The sequence below is a fragment of the Arcobacter sp. CECT 8989 genome (genome assembly GCF_004116715.1).
Classification (GTDB): Bacteria; Campylobacterota; Campylobacteria; order Campylobacterales; family Arcobacteraceae; genus Halarcobacter.
The window spans coordinates 22,940-40,921 of record NZ_PDKE01000005.1 but is presented as its reverse complement, the minus strand read 5'-3'; the positions used below and the strand labels follow the sequence as shown (position 1 = coordinate 40,921).

Annotated in this window: 15 protein-coding genes; 6 read left to right on the top strand and 9 right to left on the bottom strand. The window is 28.1% G+C overall.

The genetic code is table 11. The features are described 5' to 3' along the window. Window positions 1-23: 23 nt before the first annotated feature. Window positions 24-626: a hypothetical protein gene (locus tag CRV02_RS06105; protein ID WP_129089589.1), complete on the bottom strand. Its 603-nt coding sequence runs from the start codon at window positions 624-626 to the stop codon at window positions 24-26. A 71-nt stretch (window positions 627-697) separates the two neighbouring features. Next, window positions 698-1,267: a hypothetical protein gene (locus tag CRV02_RS06100; RefSeq protein ID WP_129089588.1), complete on the bottom strand. Its 570-nt coding sequence runs from the start codon at window positions 1,265-1,267 to the stop codon at window positions 698-700. Window positions 1,268-1,385: 118 nt separating this feature from the next. On the opposite strand from CRV02_RS06100, the gene rsmD reads away from it, so the two are divergent. The 3 genes from rsmD to CRV02_RS06085 all read left to right on the top strand — a co-directional run bounded on the left by rsmD (window position 1,386) and on the right by CRV02_RS06085 (window position 4,592). Further along, window positions 1,386-1,982 carry a 16S rRNA (guanine(966)-N(2))-methyltransferase RsmD gene (rsmD, locus tag CRV02_RS06095; protein ID WP_129089587.1) on the top strand — a complete coding sequence of 199 codons (597 nt, stop codon included), beginning with the start codon at window positions 1,386-1,388 and terminating at the stop codon, window positions 1,980-1,982. 3 nt (window positions 1,983-1,985) lie between these two features. Next, window positions 1,986-2,786, top strand: coding sequence for an ABC transporter permease (locus tag CRV02_RS06090; protein ID WP_129089586.1), 801 nt, complete (start codon window positions 1,986-1,988; stop codon window positions 2,784-2,786). 99 nt (window positions 2,787-2,885) lie between these two features. Beyond that, window positions 2,886-4,592 (top strand): Na+/H+ antiporter NhaC family protein, encoded by a 1,707-nt coding sequence (locus CRV02_RS06085; protein WP_258239242.1) that lies wholly within the window; start codon window positions 2,886-2,888, stop codon window positions 4,590-4,592. 23 nt (window positions 4,593-4,615) lie between these two features. Here CRV02_RS06085 and CRV02_RS06080 read toward each other — a convergent pair whose 3' ends face one another. Beyond that, on the bottom strand, window positions 4,616-5,437 hold the full coding sequence (locus tag CRV02_RS06080; protein WP_129089584.1) for an SDR family NAD(P)-dependent oxidoreductase: 822 nt from the start codon (window positions 5,435-5,437) through the stop codon (window positions 4,616-4,618). Between the two features lie 69 nt (window positions 5,438-5,506). Between CRV02_RS06080 and CRV02_RS06075 the strand changes: the two genes are divergently transcribed. After that, a complete protein-coding gene (locus tag CRV02_RS06075; protein WP_258239241.1) occupies window positions 5,507-6,277 on the top strand; it encodes a TIGR02757 family protein in 771 nt (256 codons plus the stop codon). Here CRV02_RS06075 and CRV02_RS06070 read toward each other — a convergent pair. From CRV02_RS06070 to abc-f, 4 genes are read right to left on the bottom strand one after another with little or no spacing between them, the layout of a single operon-like run. After that, entirely contained in the window at window positions 6,242-7,336 is a 1,095-nt protein-coding gene (locus tag CRV02_RS06070; protein WP_129089717.1) for a glycoside hydrolase family 3 N-terminal domain-containing protein, read from the bottom strand. The two genes, CRV02_RS06075 and CRV02_RS06070, sit on opposite strands and share 36 nt — an antisense overlap. Further along, window positions 7,320-8,582, bottom strand: coding sequence for a GGDEF domain-containing protein (locus CRV02_RS06065; RefSeq protein ID WP_129089582.1), 1,263 nt, complete (start codon window positions 8,580-8,582; stop codon window positions 7,320-7,322). Before CRV02_RS06065 ends, CRV02_RS06070 begins: the two co-directional genes overlap by 17 nt. 32 nt (window positions 8,583-8,614) lie before the next feature. Beyond that, window positions 8,615-9,058, bottom strand: coding sequence for a GatB/YqeY domain-containing protein (locus tag CRV02_RS06060; RefSeq protein ID WP_129089581.1), 444 nt, complete (start codon window positions 9,056-9,058; stop codon window positions 8,615-8,617). Between the two features lie 52 nt (window positions 9,059-9,110). Further along, window positions 9,111-11,066 (bottom strand): ribosomal protection-like ABC-F family protein, encoded by a 1,956-nt coding sequence (abc-f, locus tag CRV02_RS06055; protein WP_129089580.1) that lies wholly within the window; start codon window positions 11,064-11,066, stop codon window positions 9,111-9,113. A gap of 224 nt (window positions 11,067-11,290) precedes the next feature. On the opposite strand from abc-f, the gene CRV02_RS06050 reads away from it, so the two are divergent. Beyond that, window positions 11,291-12,094 (top strand): FecR domain-containing protein, encoded by an 804-nt coding sequence (locus tag CRV02_RS06050; protein ID WP_129089579.1) that lies wholly within the window; start codon window positions 11,291-11,293, stop codon window positions 12,092-12,094. Between the two features lie 19 nt (window positions 12,095-12,113). Then, window positions 12,114-13,415, top strand: coding sequence for a tetratricopeptide repeat protein (locus tag CRV02_RS06045; RefSeq protein ID WP_129089578.1), 1,302 nt, complete (start codon window positions 12,114-12,116; stop codon window positions 13,413-13,415). Here the strand turns inward: CRV02_RS06045 and CRV02_RS06040 are convergent. Both CRV02_RS06040 and CRV02_RS06035 read right to left on the bottom strand, forming a co-directional pair. Further along, window positions 13,412-15,592 (bottom strand): CHASE2 domain-containing protein, encoded by a 2,181-nt coding sequence (locus CRV02_RS06040; protein ID WP_258239240.1) that lies wholly within the window; start codon window positions 15,590-15,592, stop codon window positions 13,412-13,414. The two genes, CRV02_RS06045 and CRV02_RS06040, sit on opposite strands and share 4 nt — an antisense overlap. Next, window positions 15,592-17,940 (bottom strand): HD domain-containing phosphohydrolase, encoded by a 2,349-nt coding sequence (locus tag CRV02_RS06035; protein ID WP_129089576.1) that lies wholly within the window; start codon window positions 17,938-17,940, stop codon window positions 15,592-15,594. The genes CRV02_RS06040 and CRV02_RS06035 overlap by 1 nt, the downstream gene beginning before the upstream one ends. Window positions 17,941-17,982: the final 42 nt, after the last annotated feature.

Here is a 17,982-nt window from a genome sequence, read left to right as displayed (position 1 = left end):
TTAAAATCCTAGGTTTATATAAATTAAAGGTATAAAAACAGTACTACAAGGGCTATTCCAAATAGTGTTAAATATATGCCTCTTTCTTTGAATCCATACTTTCCTTTAACCATAAAAATTGCAGAAATAGCAAGAAATAGTAAGATTACAGAATATGCAAGTGCTAAATATGACCATTTATCTTGACTTGATGATTTGTGAGCTTTTACTAAACTATTTATAAAAGTAGGGTAGCCACTAATTGAATATATAATTTCTCCAGAATTTTTATAGTAAGTGATAAACTTCATATCTTTTTTTCTTGAAATTTGATACTTGATAAACTCATTGTTGTTTTCTAGTAGTTCAAATTTATTTAATACAGATTTTTTAATAATATGAGCAGGAAGGTTTTTCTTTTGTTCATTTTCACTAAAAGCAAGAACTATTTCACTTTGTAACTCTTTTTCTTGAATGTTCTTTTCAATAGTTGCATTTAAAATATACTCTTTTTCAAAAAGGTGTAAATCCCTAACTGAAAGAATAATTCCTGAAATTGAATAAACAATTGTTATACCAATAACTAAATAACCTAAGTCTCTATGCCAATTTCTAAATATAGTGGAAAGCTTTTTTTTCTTTTTCATAATAACTCCAAAAAAATATTTTTTGGAATTATATTATTAGAAGTTAAACCTAAGTTTAACAGTAAGGTATTTTATGCTTTTTTTAGCTCTTGTATTAAAAGTAGTTCTTCTTGAGTATTGATATGTTGAGTATCATCTTTTTTTAGTTTTTTAAGTTCTACTATTTCAGCTGATAACTCTTCTAATTTTAAAATTGATTCTTTAAGAGCCCCTGATAATTCACTACCTTTACCTAAATTATCTTTTTCTTCTTTGATTTCATCTGCATCTTTTATATCAGAGCCATTTACAGACTTCTTAAACTCGGCAATCATTTTTTCAAGTTCATCTAGTAAGTTTTCAATAGCTTTTACATCACCAGTTCCATTTTCTTGCTCTTCTTTGATTTTTTCAAGAATAGCTTCTTTTAACTTTTCAATCATTTCTAGTTCATCTTTTGTGAAACCAGTTTTTAATAGTGAAATAATATCTTCTACAAGTTCTCTTGTTGATTTTTCAACTTTTAGTGGTTTTATCTCTTCTTCTTTTGATTGTGTATTTGAAAGTTCATCCTCAAAGATACTATTTTCAGTTGAAGTTTCTTTTTTAGATTCATTGTTAGTAAAATAATAATTACTTTGTGTTGCAGGTACTACAATCATAATTTTTCCTTAAATAATATAGATAATTATAATAAAATTAATATTAAAAACATAATAAAACAAATACTTAATTAACTTTTACTATAATACAAAAAAAAATTTAAAAAATAAGAGTATTATGAAAAACAATAAACCAACTACAAAAATTATTGCGGGAAAATATAAAGGAAAAGTGTTAGAACTACCTTCTCTTAATGTTACAAGAAGTTCTAAGGCAAGATTAAAAGAGTCACTTTTTAATGTTTTACAATTTGATATTATCGATAAAGTATTTGTTGAAAGCTTCGCAGGAAGTGGAAGTATTGGACTTGAAGCCATTAGTAGAGATGCTAAAAAAGCTTATTTTGTAGAGCTTGACAAAAATTCATATAGATGCTTAACAAACAATTGTAAAGCAGTAGAACCTCAAAAGTGTCAAACTTTTTTTGGAGATACATTTTCTCAAACTCCTGCTATTTTAGATAGTCTAAAAAACAGTGAAGATGAGATTGTATTATATGTTGACCCTCCCTTTGATTACAGAGATGGAATGGAAGAGATTTATGAAAAATCTTTTGATATGATTAGAAATATTGAAAATGAAAATATCTATTTAATAGTAATTGAGCATGTTTCAACTCTTGAGATTCCAGAGACTTTAGGTAAATTTACTCTTCAAAGAACTAAAAAATTTGGTAAAAGCTCTTTATCTTATTTTGAAAGTAGCGAAGCTTAGATTATGGCAAAGGTGGCATTTGGATTACTTATCTCTTTAGTTTTACTAGTATTCTTTTTGCCATTTTTTTACACTGTATCTGCATATGAATTAAACCCTTCAAAAATACTACTTGCTCCTTCTTTTGAACATATTATGGGAACGGATAGATTAGGAAGAGATATTTTTGCAAGGGTTTTACAAGGTGGACAAACTTCACTTATAATAGGTTTTTTAAGTGCAAGTATTGCTTCACTTATAGGACTTTTCATTGGTATAAATGCAGCTTTTTTCAAAGGTAAAGTTGATAAGGCAATAATTATTCTAATAGACCTTTTTCTAACTTTTCCAACTTTCTTTTTACTTCTTGCATTGGTTGCTTATATTCAAGCTTCTATTTTAGTTTTAGTAATAGTTATTTCAATAACTGGCTGGATGGGAATGGCAAGACTTATCAGAAGTGAGAGTTTTGCTATAGGAAATCAACCTTTTATCAAGATTTTGAAACTTGCAAATGTACCTAAGACAAAGATTATATTTAAATACTTTGCTCCACTTTTAGCACCTATTTTTCTTATCTCATTTACTTTTGGAGTAGGTGGTGCAATTTTAGCTGAGTCAGGACTATCTTTTTTAGGGCTTGGTGTAAATCCTCCACAAATGTCTTGGGGTAGTTTATTAAGTGATGGAAAAGCTGTTATGGATATTGCTTGGTGGGTTAGTTTTTTCCCTGGACTTATGATATTTTTGATAACTTTTTGTTTAATGCAAATATCTGATTACTTACAACAAAAATTTAATACAAAAGAGATACAAAGTACATAAAATAGTTTTTTGTAGATTATTGTAATAATTTTTGAAACTTTTTTGTAACTTTCAAATAATTAATGCTATAATTCCCGACTTTTTTACTAAAGGATTACTTTGAGTAGTACTATAAAATCATTATTAATATTAGCTATTTTACCGATAGCTCTCTTTGCTGAAGGAAAAGATAATGCTGTGACTTATGGTGCTTTAACACTGCTTCCACCATTGGTTGCAATTGTTTTAGCCTTTGTTACTAGAAATGTTATCTTCTCCCTTTTTATGGGTATATTTACTGGAACATTTATGGTAAATATTGGTGGTGCAAATATCTTTGCAAGTTTCTTTAATGCATTTGTTGATATGTCTGGAAAAATGGTTGGTTCTATGGCAGATTCTTGGAATGCAGGTATTATCATGCAAGTACTTACTATTGGTGGTATGATTGCTGTTATTACTAAAATGGGTGGACCAAGAGCAATTGCTGAAAAATTAGCCGAAAAAGCTAAAACTCCTGCAACAGCACAGTTTTATACTTGGGTAATGGGATTTTTTATCTTCTTTGATGATTATGCAAACTCTTTAGTTGTAGGTCCAATTATGAGACCAGTAACTGATAAATTAAAAATTGCTAGAGAAAAATTAGCATTTATTATTGACTCTACTGCTGCTCCTATTGCAGGATTAGCATTAATTTCAACTTGGGTTGGATATGAGCTTTCTTTAATCAAGGATGCTTATGAAACAATTGGTCAGCCTGAAGTAAATGCTTTTGCAGTTTTTGTTGAAACTCTTCCTTACCGGTTCTATAACATCTTAATGTTAGCATTTGTATTTATATCTGCATTATCATTAAGAGAGTTTGGTCCTATGCATACAGCAGCTAAAAGAGCTTATGAAAAAGGTGAAGTAACAAATCCAAAAACTGACTCAACACTTATGAATCAAGAAAACTCTTTCATGATGCCAAAAGAGGGAGTTAAATACTCGATTTTCAATGCAATTATTCCAATTGCAGTTTTAATCGTAGTTGCAATTGTTGGTTTCTATATCAATGGTGTAAGTGGATTAGAAGGTGATACGTTAAAAGCTGTTCAAGCTGATCCATACTCTTTTGTTTCAATTAGAGAAGCTTTTGGTGCAGCTGATGCATCTATTGTTATTTTTGAGGCAGCATTATTAGCTTCTTTAGTTGCTATTGGTATGGGATTACAACAAAAAGTATTCTCTTTACATGAAGCAATTGAAACTTGGGTTTATGGTGCAAAAGCACTTGTAATTACAGCTGTAATTTTAATCCTTGCTTGGTCTTTATCTGCTGTTATGAAAGAATTAGGAACTGCACAGTATCTTGTAACAATGTTATCTGATTCTACTCCACAGTTTATTTTACCAACTATTATTTTTGTACTTGGTTCTATTATCTCTTTCTCAACTGGAACTTCATATGGAACAATGGGTATTTTAATGCCTTTAACTATTCCATTAGCAAGTGCAATCGGAATTCATACTGGATTAGAGGGAACTGATTTACATAGTTATATTGTATTAAATGTTGGGGCTGTATTAACAGGTGCTATTTTTGGAGACCATTGTTCTCCAATCTCTGATACATCTATTTTATCATCTATGGCATCTTCTTGTAATCATATGGACCACATCTCTACACAGTTACCATATGCGTTATTTGTAGGTTTTGTAGCGATTGTTTGTGGGTATTTACCAGCAGCATTTGGTGTGTCTGTTTATGTATTGCTTCCTCTTGGATTAGCAATCATTTATTTAGTAATAAGATTCTACGGAAAACCTTATATGAACAACTAATAAAAAAGAGGGAAACCTCTTTTTTATATTCTATTTAAAAGCTTATCAAGTAAGTTTGTACTTAATACTCTTTTTGCAAAACCTAAAATATAAGTAGCCTTTGTAACATAGTATCTTGGTTTTGGTTTTTGTGTCTGCATAATTTTTAATACAACATTTGCAACTGAAGTTGCTGGAAGATTAAAAGGTGTTGTATCTTTATCATTTTCAAGCCTATCTTTTAACTCTTTTTTATATATAGGAGTAAAGAAGCTATCTTCTATATCTACATTTTGATTAAACTTTTTAAGAGCATTTTCTCTAAATTTTGAAGTTACTGGTCCTGTGTTTATTGTAGAGATATAAATATTGCTAGCACTAACTTCTTGTCTCATAGTGTCAGCAAGTCCTTCAATAGCATATTTAGAAGCATTGTATGCACCTCTAAATTTTAGTGAAATAATACCTAGCACAGAAGAGTGCTGAATAACCTTTCCGAAGCCTTGTTTTCTAAAGATTTTCATAGCTTGGATAGTAGCTTCATATAATCCAAAAAGGTTTGTTTCAAACTGCTCTTTTAAAGTTTCAGTTGTGATATCTTCAACAGCTCCTGGTTGTCCATATCCAGCATTATTAAAGATAGCATCTAGTTTTTCATCTTTTTCTAAAATATATTCTAAAGCTTTTGTTATATCTTCTTTGATAGTCACATCAACTTTAAGTGCATCAAAGCCTAGCTCTTTTAGTTTTTGTACATCTTCTTCTTTTCTAGCACTTGCATAAACTTTGTAGCCATTTTCTTTTAAAGTAAGTGCTGTTTGAAATCCTATTCCAGTGGAACATCCTGTTATAAAAATATTTTGCATTTATTGTCCAATTTATTTCTTATTTTTTTTAAGATGGTATTATACCAAAAGTTAAAATATAGGAAAAAAATGCAAAATATAAAAGAACTTTTAGATAAAGAAGTTTGTAGTAGAAATAATAATTGTGAGCTTTCTTATGAAAGACCAGATCCACTTTTAGTTGCAAGTAGATATAAAGATGAATATATAATACTTTTATGTGCCTTATTTGGGTATGGAAAAGCTTCATTGATAGTAAAGTTTTTAGATAGTTTAAACTTTGACTTACTAAATGAAAAAGAAGAAGTTATTGATAAAGAGCTTGAAAGTTTTTATTATAGATTTCAAAATAGTGAAGATGTAAAAACTATTTTTAAAACTTTTAGACGTATGAGACAAGAAGATAGTTTAAATGATATATTCTTTCAAAGTTACAAAAAAGAGAATAATATATTAGAAGCTCTTGATATTCTTATTTCAAAAATACATAAAATAGCAGATTATAGTTCTCAAGGTTTCACTTTTTTAGTATCAAGTCCATTAAAAAGAGATAAACAAGGACAGATAAAAGAGATAGGAAATGCTCCATATAAAAGATGGATGATGTACTTAAGATGGATGGTTAGAAATGATAATCTTGACTTAGGTTTATGGAAAGGTATAGATAAAAAAGATTTAATTCTTCCCCTTGATACACATACTTTTAAAGTATCTCAAAAACTTAGGTTACTTGATAGGAAAACTTATGATTTAAAATCAGCTATTTTAATCACTGAAAAGTTAAGAGAGTTTGATAATTTTGATCCTATAAAATATGATTTTGCTTTATACAGGATTGGGCAAGAAAAGATTATTGATTAGTCTATTTGATTCAATAATCTTTGAAAGAGGTACTTTTTTCTCTTTTATTAACTCATAAGTTGTATTAACTATTGTTTCAAGCTTTGTATTTCCAAGCTGATTTCCAAAGACTAAAATATTTACTCCTGAGTTAATAGCTAGTTCTAATGTTTGTTTTAAAGTATAGTGATTAGCTATTGCTTTCATTTGTAAATCATCACTTACAATAATACCTTTAAAGTTAAGTTTTTTTCTTAGAAGTTTAGTATTTATATTATGAGATAAAGTCCCAGGATAATCTTTATCAAGATGCTTGTTAAAAACGTGGGCAGTCATTATAAAATCAGCTTTCTTTTTAGCTATTAATTCTTTATATGGAGTTAACTCTTTTTTGCTCCAAGTATTTGAAATATCTACAAACCCTTTGTGTGAATCAGCCTTTGAAGAACCATGTCCTGGAAAGTGTTTTAAAACAGAATAAATATCATTTTTCTTTTGCTCTTCTATAAATATTTGTGCTATATCTACAACTTCTTTACTATCTTTTGAGTATGACCTTTCAAGTTTGTTTATTACATAGTTTGCTTTGTTAATATTTAAATCAACTACTGGTGCAAAGTTTAGATTAAAGCCATACTCTTTTAACTCACCTGCTAGGTTTGAGTAAATAGTTCTTATTTCATCTTTTGATTTTTTAGCAATCACTTTTGCAGTAGGATAAGAAGTAAAACCATTATTTTTATTTAGTCTTTGAACCTTGCCACCTTCTTGATCAATAGAAATAAATATTTTATAGTCTGAATATTTTTGAATACTTGAAGTTAAAGCTTTAAGTTGGGTGGGGTTTTGTATATTTTTAATTTCATTAGTTTTGTAATTTTTACTAAATAAAATTACTCCACCGAGATTATATTTTTTAATATCATTTTTTAATTGAGTATTTAAAGAAAAACTATCAAAACCTAAAATGATAGTTCTTCCTATAAGTTTTTTTATCTCTTCATCTTTATAGTTTTCTTTTGCAACTAAAAAAGAGAATAAAAAAGAGAGTACAAAAAGAAGTTTAAATAACTGTACCATCTTCAATTATAATCTTATTTCTTCCACTTTCTTTTGCTTCATAAAGTAGCATATCAGCTTTTTGTATAGCATTTTCATATGAGGAATGATTATTTCTAATAGCAACTCCAGCAGAGAAAGTTACATGGATTTTATCTTTTTTATAGATAAAGTCGTTGTCATTGATGATTGTTTTTATTCTTTTTAAATATTTAAGAAGTTCTCTTTTTAGGTTAAAGTGAACAATTGCAACAAACTCTTCACCACCATATCTTCCTACAATATCAAACTCTCTTGTGTTTTTATTTAAAACCTTTGCAAAAGTAGAAAGTATAATATCTCCTGCTTGATGTCCATATGTATCATTTATTTTTTTAAAGTGGTCTAAATCAAAGAAGATAATTGCATATTGTGTATTATTTCTATCAAATTCACTCTCTATTTTTTTGATAGCTTCTTCATATGCACCTCTAGTTAAAACACCTGTTAAATGGTCTTTTGCACTTTGTTCTCTTGTTTTATTAAGCTCTTCTTCTAGTTTTTTAACTTTTTGCTCTAGGGACTCAACTTCTGATTTACCAGAAGACAGTTTTTCTCCAACATTAGACATTTCACTTTCAATAGTTAGTGCTGCATCAATAAGTTTTGTTTGAAGTTCAGAAAGTTCTTCAAATCCAGTTGATTTTTGCATATCAATTGATTCAATTTGAGTTTTGATATTAGAAACTTCTTGTGAACCTTTTCCACTACTATGAATAGCATCATTGAAGTACTGCCCCATAAGAGTAAGTAGTTTAGCTATATCAGAAGTCTTTTGTTTAACTACTTTTTTGTCAGCCTCAAATCTTTTTGTAATAAACTTTTGCATCTCTTTTTGAATATCTTCTTCAAATAGTAAAGCAGGAGAGTTTCCTATTTTTATAGAGAAGTTTTTTAGGTTTTCATCAACATCAATACTAATTGATGGTGTAACTGCTTCTTGGAATAGTTTGGCTAATGTATTTACATTGTCCTTTGAAACTCTATTTAATAAAATAGGAATCATATCTTCAAAAGTTTGAATACCTTTTGCTTCAATCTCGATTTGTTCATTTTTGCTAAGTTTACTAATTAATTCTTTAAACTGTTCGCACTCTGCAACTGACAGGTTATAAGTTTTAGAAACCTTGCAAAACTCTTTATGATACTCATTTGGAGTAGCATCAATACCTTTTTTCTTTAGGTTAATTAATGTGTCTTTTACAATGCTGTTTATATTTTTTTCCATAAGTACTATTCCTAAAAATTTTTACTACAGTTTTACCCTAATAGTTTCTTTGTCATTTCATTAATTCTTTTTCCATCAGCAACGCCAGCAAGTTTTTTAGATGCAGTTCCCATAACTTTACCCATGTCTTTAATTGTAGTTGCTCCTACTTCAGCAATAATCTCTTTCATCGCTGTTTCTAAGTCTTCATCTGATAATTGTTGTGGCATATACTCTTTGAAAACATCTACTTGTTCTTGCTCTTTTTCAACTAAATCTTCTCTTGATGCTTCTTTATACTGAGTAATTGCTTCTTCTCTTTGTTTAATACCCTTTTGAATAAGTTTTAAAATATCTTCATCATTTAACTCTTTTCTTTCATCTACTTCAATTTGTTTTATCATTGTATTAATAGATCTAATAGAGTCTCTTTTTACTATGTTTTTTTCTCTCATAGCTAATTTTAAATCATCTTTTAATTTTTGTTTTAAACTCATAAAAATTCCCTTATCAATTATTTATATTTCATTATATCTTAACTATTTTAAACTATTTGTTAAAACTTTCAACAAGTTCTTCAAGCTCTAAGAACCTTTCAACTTTTTGTTCATATATCTCTTCTGCTTCTTCTAGCTCTTTTGAAACAGTTACTATTCCTTTTTGTTCATAACAAGAAGGAGTTGCAAGACATTCATTTATCTTTTCTATTTGCTCTTCTAACTCTTCTATCTCTTTTGGCAAAGAGTCATAATCTCTTTGGTCTTTATATGATAGTTTTGTTTGCTTTTTCTCTTTGTTTGTTAATTTTGTATTTGTGTTACTTTCTTCTTTTGAGTTCTCTTTTTCTAAAGACTCTAACTCTCTTAATTCTTTTTCTATCTCTAAGTATTCAGTATAAGGTTGGTAGCTTTCTTCAACTAATCCATCTCCTTTAAATACAAATAGTTTTTTAGCAATTTTATCCACAAAATATCTATCATGAGATACAAAGATAAGTGCTCCTTGAAAGTTTTGTAAATACTCTTCTAAGATGTTGATTGTAGGGATATCTAAATCATTAGTTGGCTCATCAAGGATTAAACAATCTACATTTTTAGTAAATAAAAGTGCTAAGGCAACTCTATTTTTTTCTCCACCACTTAAAACACCAATTTTTTTGTCTAAATACTCTCTTGGGAAAAGGAAGTTTTTTAAATATCCGAATACATGCATAGTTCTTCCATCATCTAAAACAACTCTATCCCCACCATTTGGACAGAAAGTTTCCATAAGGTTCTTAGAGTCATCTAACATATCTCTTTGTTGGTCAAAGTAGCCAATATTGAAATCACCTTTTTTAAGTCTTCCACTATCAATTTCAAGTTTTTCCATAAAGATTTTAAGTAGAGTTGATTTTCCACTTCCATTTGGTCCAACAATTGCAATAGTATCTTTTTGTAAGATTCTTGTAGTAAAGTCTTTTATTAACTCTTTATCACCTAAAGTTTTATAGATATTATCTAACTCATAAAGCATTTTCTTTTTATTTCTTTGTTTCTCTTCGTTGTTAAATGCTTTTTGTTCCCTTTGTAGTTCTAGGCTCATCTTTTTAATAGCTGCAGGATTTGATTTCGCTTTTTTCTTTAAATCAAAGTATTCCGCTTTTCTTCTTTCATTTCTTTTTCTTCTAGCAGTAACACCTCTTTGCATCCAGTGAGCTTCTCTTTTTACAAGTCGAAGAAGGTTTTCATGGTCTTTTTGCATATTCTCAAGCATTTGTTGCTTTTGTTCTAAATATGAAGAGTACCCACCATCAAATCTTTTTAGATTTCCACCTTCAACTTCTACAACTGAAGTTGCAATATTATCAATAAAATATCTATCGTGTGAAATGAAAAGTAGAGTAAAGTTGTTTTTTAAAAGAAGACTTTCTAAGAACTCAACCATATAAACATCAAGGTGGTTTGTAGGCTCATCAAGAAGTAAAATATCAGGTTTTTTAAGAAGTAAACCAGCTAAACTTACTCTTCTTTGTTCTCCTCCACTTAAAAGATTTACATCTTTGTGTTCATACTGTTTTAACTGAAACTCTTTTAACACTCTTTCAATTGTATTATCTAAATCCCAAGCGTTGTGGAAGTCAATAAAAGTAGCAAGTTGACTTTGTCTTTTTATTAATTCTTGATTTTCATAATCTGTTGCTAGTTTTAAAGTTAATTCTTCATACTCTTTTTTTGCATCTTTTATCTCTGCAAGTTGTGCTTCAATGGCATCTCTTACTTTAAGACCTGTTTTAAATTTCGGTTGTTGGTCAAGCATCTCTATTTTTAAAGACTTGTCAATAGATATTTCGCCATGGTCAGGTTCAACTTGATTCATAATGATTTTAAAAAGTGTTGATTTCCCTTGTCCATTTTGACCAATTACAGCTATTCTTTGACCTTCTAGTAAAGTGAAGTTTGCATCTTTAAGTATTGTTTTTACATCATATTGCTTTGAAATGTTTTGTAAGTCTATTAACGCCATAAGCTTATATTTCTCCTAAGACTTTTTAAGTTTTAAGTCTGTTTAATAATCTATTTAAAGGTAGATATAATATCTAAAAAGTAGTTAAAATTGTATATTATTGTAAAGCTTCATAATATACTATTTTAAGAATAATTATTAAACTAATTATAAAATAACCTATGAAATTTTTATTTTTTGAAAAAATTAGATAAAATAATGTATTTATTTAAAAAGGGTACAAATTGAAAATTATAATAGGACTGATGTTACTATTTATTTCAGCTTTTGCAAATATTGGTAAAATCTCAGCAGTTGTTGGAGATGCCAATGTTAAAAGAGGAAATGATAGTATAACGGCAAAAGTGGGCGTAGTCTTGGAAGAAAAAGACATTATCTATACTCAGAAAAATGCAAAAGTACAAATTGTTTTTAATGATAAAACAGTTGTTACTATTGGTAAGAACTCTGCATTAGATATAAATGAATATGTCTATGATACAAATAATCCAAAAAACTCAAAAACAGACTTGAATTTTTTTAAGGGTGCATTTAAAACAATCTCTGGAAATATAGGGAAAATAAATAGAGAGAAGTTTAAACTAAGAACAAAAAATGCAACAATTGGTATTCGAGGAACTATTATTTTGGGTAATGAAGAGATTATAAGTTGTCTAAGAAATGAGATTATAATAACTAGCAATAGAACAGGTGAAAGTGTATTTGTTCCTCAAGGTCATTTTGTAGAACTACTTGATAAAGGTAATTCAGTTACTAAATTAGAAGTAAAACCATTTAATGAAGACGCTCTTGATAGATTAGATGAAGGCTTTAAACTAGAAGGAGAGCAGCTTTTAAAAGCTAATCCAACTAATAAAATAAAAAGAGAAACAGTAGTACCTTTATTTGATAATACAATACCTATTCAAGATATAGCAGAGCAACAAAATTTTGAAGATAATAGAGAACTTTTAGATCTAAACATCGATGATAAAGTTGAAGAGATTCAAGAGAATGAATGTACTGATCCATATAGTCAAGAATGTTAAAATTAATTAAGGAAATATATTGAAAAAAATATTAATTATAAGTTCCCTTCTTTTTACTTTTGTAAATGCAAATACAAACCAAAGTTATGATAGTGCATTAAAAAGTTTTAAAGAAGGAAATTATCAAAAAGCTTATGAAATATTAGATTCTTTAGCTTATGAAAAATCAAATAATACTCTTGTTAACTTTTATTTAGGAAGAAGTGCTTATGAACTTGGTAACTATGAGTATGCATCAAGTGTTTATGAAAGAATTTTATTTAATGAACCAAATAATGCTGAGGTTAAAATTGAGTTAGCACAAACATATTTAAAGATGAAGTTATATGAACAGGCTTTAAATGAGTTCAAGTCTGTATCTAATGAAGATATACCTCTTAATCTTAAAGAAGTAGTAAACGAAAAGATAAAATCCCTTGAATCAACTAATAAAAACTCTACTTTAAATACTTCTCTTCTATTTGGAATTATGTATGACTCAAATGTAAATTCAAGTTCAGATTCAAAAACTTTTGATATCTATAGTCCTATTTTAGATACAAATATCACAGTTGACAATAATTCAAAAGAGCAGTCTGCTACTATTTTTCAAGTTGCAGCACCTATATTACATAGATATAGAGTATCAGATGATTTTATATTAAACACAACTATAGTTCCTTTATTTATGAAGTATAACAATTTTAAAGAAAAAGATTTACATGTATTATCTTTAAATGTTAGCCCAACAGTTTATAAAAGTGATTATAGTTATTCATTAGGTGTTTTATATGATTTAGTTTATTCTGGACATGAAAAATACCAAAGTAATTATTACTTAAATCCTAGCTACAAAAAGATTTTATCTGAAGACCTACTTTATACTACCTCTTTAAAACTAGGTAAAGTTAACTATACGGGTGAAAAAGAGAGAAGTTCCAATCATTACTCTTTTTTAAACTCATTAAGATATTCAAGTGAACAATTTGGTATTTTTAACTTTAGTCTTCTTTTAGGAAAAGAGTTAAGGTTATATACTGAAAGAACAGATGTATCTAGAGAATTTTATTCTTTATCTCTTCAAAATAGTTATAATATTTTTGATGACTCAATTCTTAGAACATCAATCTCGTATAAAAAAACTGATTACTTAGATGATGATATAAATTATCAATCAAAAAGAGAAAATAAAAGCTACAACTATTCTGTAGCGTTTCATAAACCTATTTCTGAAAGTTTATCTTTAAAAGTGGGTGGAAAAATAATAGACCTTAACTCAAATCATGATTCATACGAATATGATAAATATATCTTAAATACAAACTTGTCTTATAGCTTTTAAGCTTTGGTATTGTGTTTATAAACTCCATCAAAATCTTTTGGTGGAGTTAATATAAACTCTTTACATCTTTTTATATATATTTTATATATCTTTTTGTTTGTCTTATTTTCATTATTTTCTAACTTTTCAAATATCTTTAGTGCTTCTTTAAAGTTTGAGTTTTTATATAGTTCTATTGCTTTGTAGTGTAAGTCTAACTCTTCTTGTAATACTTTATCTGCATTTCCAAAATCAATAACTTGCCAAATCTCTACAGGTTTGTTTTTACCTTTTACTTTTACATAATCTAAGAATCTAAAGATATACTTTTCTTTTAGTTTTTCTTTTGTAAAGTTTGAAATATTTAGTTTTGAATCATAATATTTACAAAGTGACTCTAATCTTGCACCTAGATTAATTGTATCTCCAATAACAGTATAGTCACTTCTTAAAGAACTTCCCATTTCTCCAACGATAGCAAGACCAGTATTTAACCCAATACCAATATCTACTAAAGGTTTATTCTCTTCTTGTAGTTTTTTATTTAATGGTTCAAGCTCTTTTATTTGATATAAAGATGCACTAACAGCTTTGTCAGCATGGTTTTTTACCTCTGCTGGAGCATTCCAATAAGCCATAATTGCATCACCAATATATTTATCAATAGTTCCTTCATATTTTGTAATTATATTACTCATAGGTTCCATATACTGATTTAGATATGAAATAAGTTTTTTAGCATCATTCATTTGTTCTGAGATATTTGTAAAGCCTCTTACATCACTAAAAAAGACCGTTACTTCTTTTTCCATAGCTTGAAACTCATTGCTATCAATATTTTTAAGAAGGTTGTCCATTACCTCTTTTGATACTTTTGATGCAAATTTCTTTTTTATAGCTTCCTCTTGCTTTATCTCATAAAAGTAGTCAAACAAGGTACTAATAATAGCTGCAAAAATAATTGTAGCCAATGGAAAAAATATATTTAGAACAATTCCTTGGGTGAATAGAACATAATAACTAAATACTCCAAAACCACATAGTAAAAAAATAGTACCTATAGGTTTAAACCAAAAAGCAGTATAAGTAATCATAAGCACAGTGATAATAGAAAGGAAAAATATTAAAGTGATATTTGCCCCATCTATCCAAGAAGCTTTATAAATAAAATCACCTTTTATAATATTGTCAATAACGTTTGCATGAACTTCAACCCCTGGGTAAATAGATTCAAAAGGAGTTGCTCTTAAATCAAGCAATCCTGCTGCAGAAGTTCCTATAAGTGCAATTTTACCTTCTAACTCTTTTTTATCAATTTTATTTTCATAAATATCAATTGCAGAGTAGTATTTAAAATTACCTTCTTTCCCTCTAAAGTTAACTAAAATTCTTCCATGCCTGTCAGTTGGAATTTGTAAATCGCCTAAAGAGATATTTTCAATTCCTTGCTCATCATAATTAACAACTACTTTATTTGTTTGAGTTATTACTCTTAAAATTTCTAAGGATAATGAAGGATAGATTACATCATCATAAGAGATAACAAGGGGTACACTTCTTACAATTCCTGAGTTATCAGGGATATTATTAAAAAAGCCACTACTATAAGAGTTGTTTTGTAAAATTGGAATATTTAAGATTGTTCCATGGGCTTTAATTAAAGACTCAACTCCTAGTTGTTTATTTCTTTCAACAATTATGGCTGGTATTTCAGGTGAACCTTGAGCTAAGTGTTCTTTCTCTTCTAATTCAAAAATATATCCAAGTATTGTTGGAGTTGTAGCAACTGTTTTTGCAAACTCTAAATCATAGTTTGGAATATTTTCTTTTTTAATATTGTACTCTTCAAATATTTTGTGGGGAGAACTATTGTCTTCTTCTGCAAAAACAATATCAAAGGCTATTAGTCCTATTTCATTTTCTGTTAGGTTTTCTAATATTTTAGTGATTTTATTTCTTTGCCAAGGCCACTGACCTAGTTTACTCAATGATTTTTCATCTATGTCTATGATAATTACATTATCTGTATTTGGAATTTCACCTCTTATATTAAAAAGAGTATCTCGTAATCTATTATCAATAGAATCAGGTAGTTTAGGCAAGAAGATATAAATTGAAGAAGAAAAAACTGCAATAATAATTGATACAAAAAAGTATAGTAAAAATTTCTTTATTGCTTTTCTTCTATGTTTATTCATTAAAATAAAAGTTTACTTTCATCAACTTGATAATCAAATAGTTCTTCTTTTGCATATTTTAGTAAAACACTATTTTCATGGAAGAATTTTAAAAGCTCTCCATCTATTTCTCCATCTTTTGCCATAAAAGAGAGTATTTTAAATACTTCAGATAGTTTTTTAGCATCTTTATAAGGTCTATCATTAGATGTTAATGCTTCAAAGATATCAGCTAAAATCATAATTCTATCTTCTAAGGCTAATTGAGATTCATCTAATCCTCTTGGATATCCTTTTCCATTTAGTTTTTCATGGTGGTTTGCAGCTATATTTAATACATCTTTATATTTTTTTGGGAAAGGTAAAGATGACAGCATATCAAGTGAAAGCTGGGCATGATAGTTCATTATTGATTTTTCATCATTTGTAAGAGTTCCTTTTTTTATACATAGGTTAAACTCTTCATCTTCAGATAAGAAGTTTATCTCTTTTCCTTCTTTTTGGTATTTATATTGAGCTATTAGTTTAACTCTTTGAACATCTTCATCTTTCATGAACTCACCACCAATATTAGCTTTTTTTAGAAACTTAATATCATCATCGAAGTTCTTGATATTTTTATCATACTCTTCTTGTGTAATTTCATTTTTAAGAAGTTTTATCTCTTCATCTCTTTTTAAAATCTCAATTCTTTCTTCTATAAATTCAATTCTATCTATCATTTTTTCTAGTTTTGTTGATTTGTCAATAACAGATTCAGGCATAGAGATTTTACCAATATCATGCATCCATGCTGCAAGTTCAATTTGTCTAAAATCATTTTCACTATAACTAACATCTTTATAGATAGTTTTATCTTCATGTATTGCTTGAGCAAGATAGTTTGCAACTTTCGCAACTCTTCCAATATGATTTCTCGTATGTTTCGATTTTGCATCAATTGCATGGGCAATAGTTGCCACAAAAGCATTTAAAAAGTCTTCTAAACTATTTATTAGAAAACTATTTGTTAAAGCCATTGCTGCTTGTGAAGCTAAGGCTTTAATTACTTTTTCATCTTCCTCATTAAAAGGAATTTTTGATTTTGAGATTTTTGTTTTGTTTATAAGTTGAAGTACTCCAATTACATCTTCTTCATGATTTACTAATGGAATTACAAGCATCGATTTTGATTCATAACCAGTTGTTTTATCAAAATCTTTAGTTCCTTGGAAGTTATACTCTTCATTATTGTAAACATCTGGAATATTAATAATTCTATTTTCTAAAGCTGCAACCACTGCAACCATACTTTTGTTTTTTGAGCCATCATTTAAATATAAGGGTAGAGAATCCCATGTTAGATTATCTTTTGTTCCTCCCATAAAAATATTTAATGGATCATTTTGAACTACTTTAAACTCTAAGGATTTTTTATCCCTTGATAGAATATATAGTGTACCTGCTTCACAGTGAGTTAGTTCTCTTGTAAGAGTAAGAATCATTTCAAAAAGTACACTTTTATCAAGTTCACTTGAAAGTTGAAGGTTTATATCCATAATTCTTTCAAATTTATTTTGGCTTATAATATCAGACTCAATTTGTTTTGTATCAATATGAATTATGTCACCTTCATTTAATATCTTTCCTCCATTTTTTAATATTTCATACTCATTGATTTCTTCAACCATCTTTTCAAAATATGAGGGTTTAATGTGATATAAGAATATTTGTACATCATCTCTTTTTAGATTTTTTAAATCCTCTTTTAATAGCTTTGGAGTTAGATGCATACTTGTTTGAGCTAGTTGTTCTAAATAAGAAGGAAATGAACACTCTACAATAAGACATTTAATCTTAGTGTTATTATTTATAATTTCCCACATTTTAGGGTTTGAATAAGTATCCCCACTTATTAGATATCCTGTATCATCATCTTTTATAATTTGATATCCATATGCACCAGCTATATGATTAGCTTTTATTGCAGTTATTTCATAGTTTTCTATTTTTATTGTTTCCTCTTCATGGATTTCAATAAACTCTAAAGCTTTTTTATCACTGTTAAGTAGATTGATTTTTGTAAAGTCTGGCCAGATTTTATCATTAAAAGTATGCTTTTTTAAAGAGTTTAATGTCTCTTTTGAAGCATATATTTTTAGTGTCTCTTCTCTTTTTTCATAAAAGCTTTCTATAATAAAAGGTAAATCAGTTATGTGGTCAGAGTGAGAGTGAGTAATAAAAATGTGATTTATTAAAAGAGTTTCATCGCTTAATGAGTTGATTACATTTCCTGCATCAACTACAATACTTTTAAAAACTTGAAAAGAGGTAGTTCCTTTAAGTTTTGTTTTACTACCACTTGCTCCAAGTATTTTTAAGTAGTTCATTTAAAATCCTTATGAATGAAGAAGTCATTTACTTTTTTATTT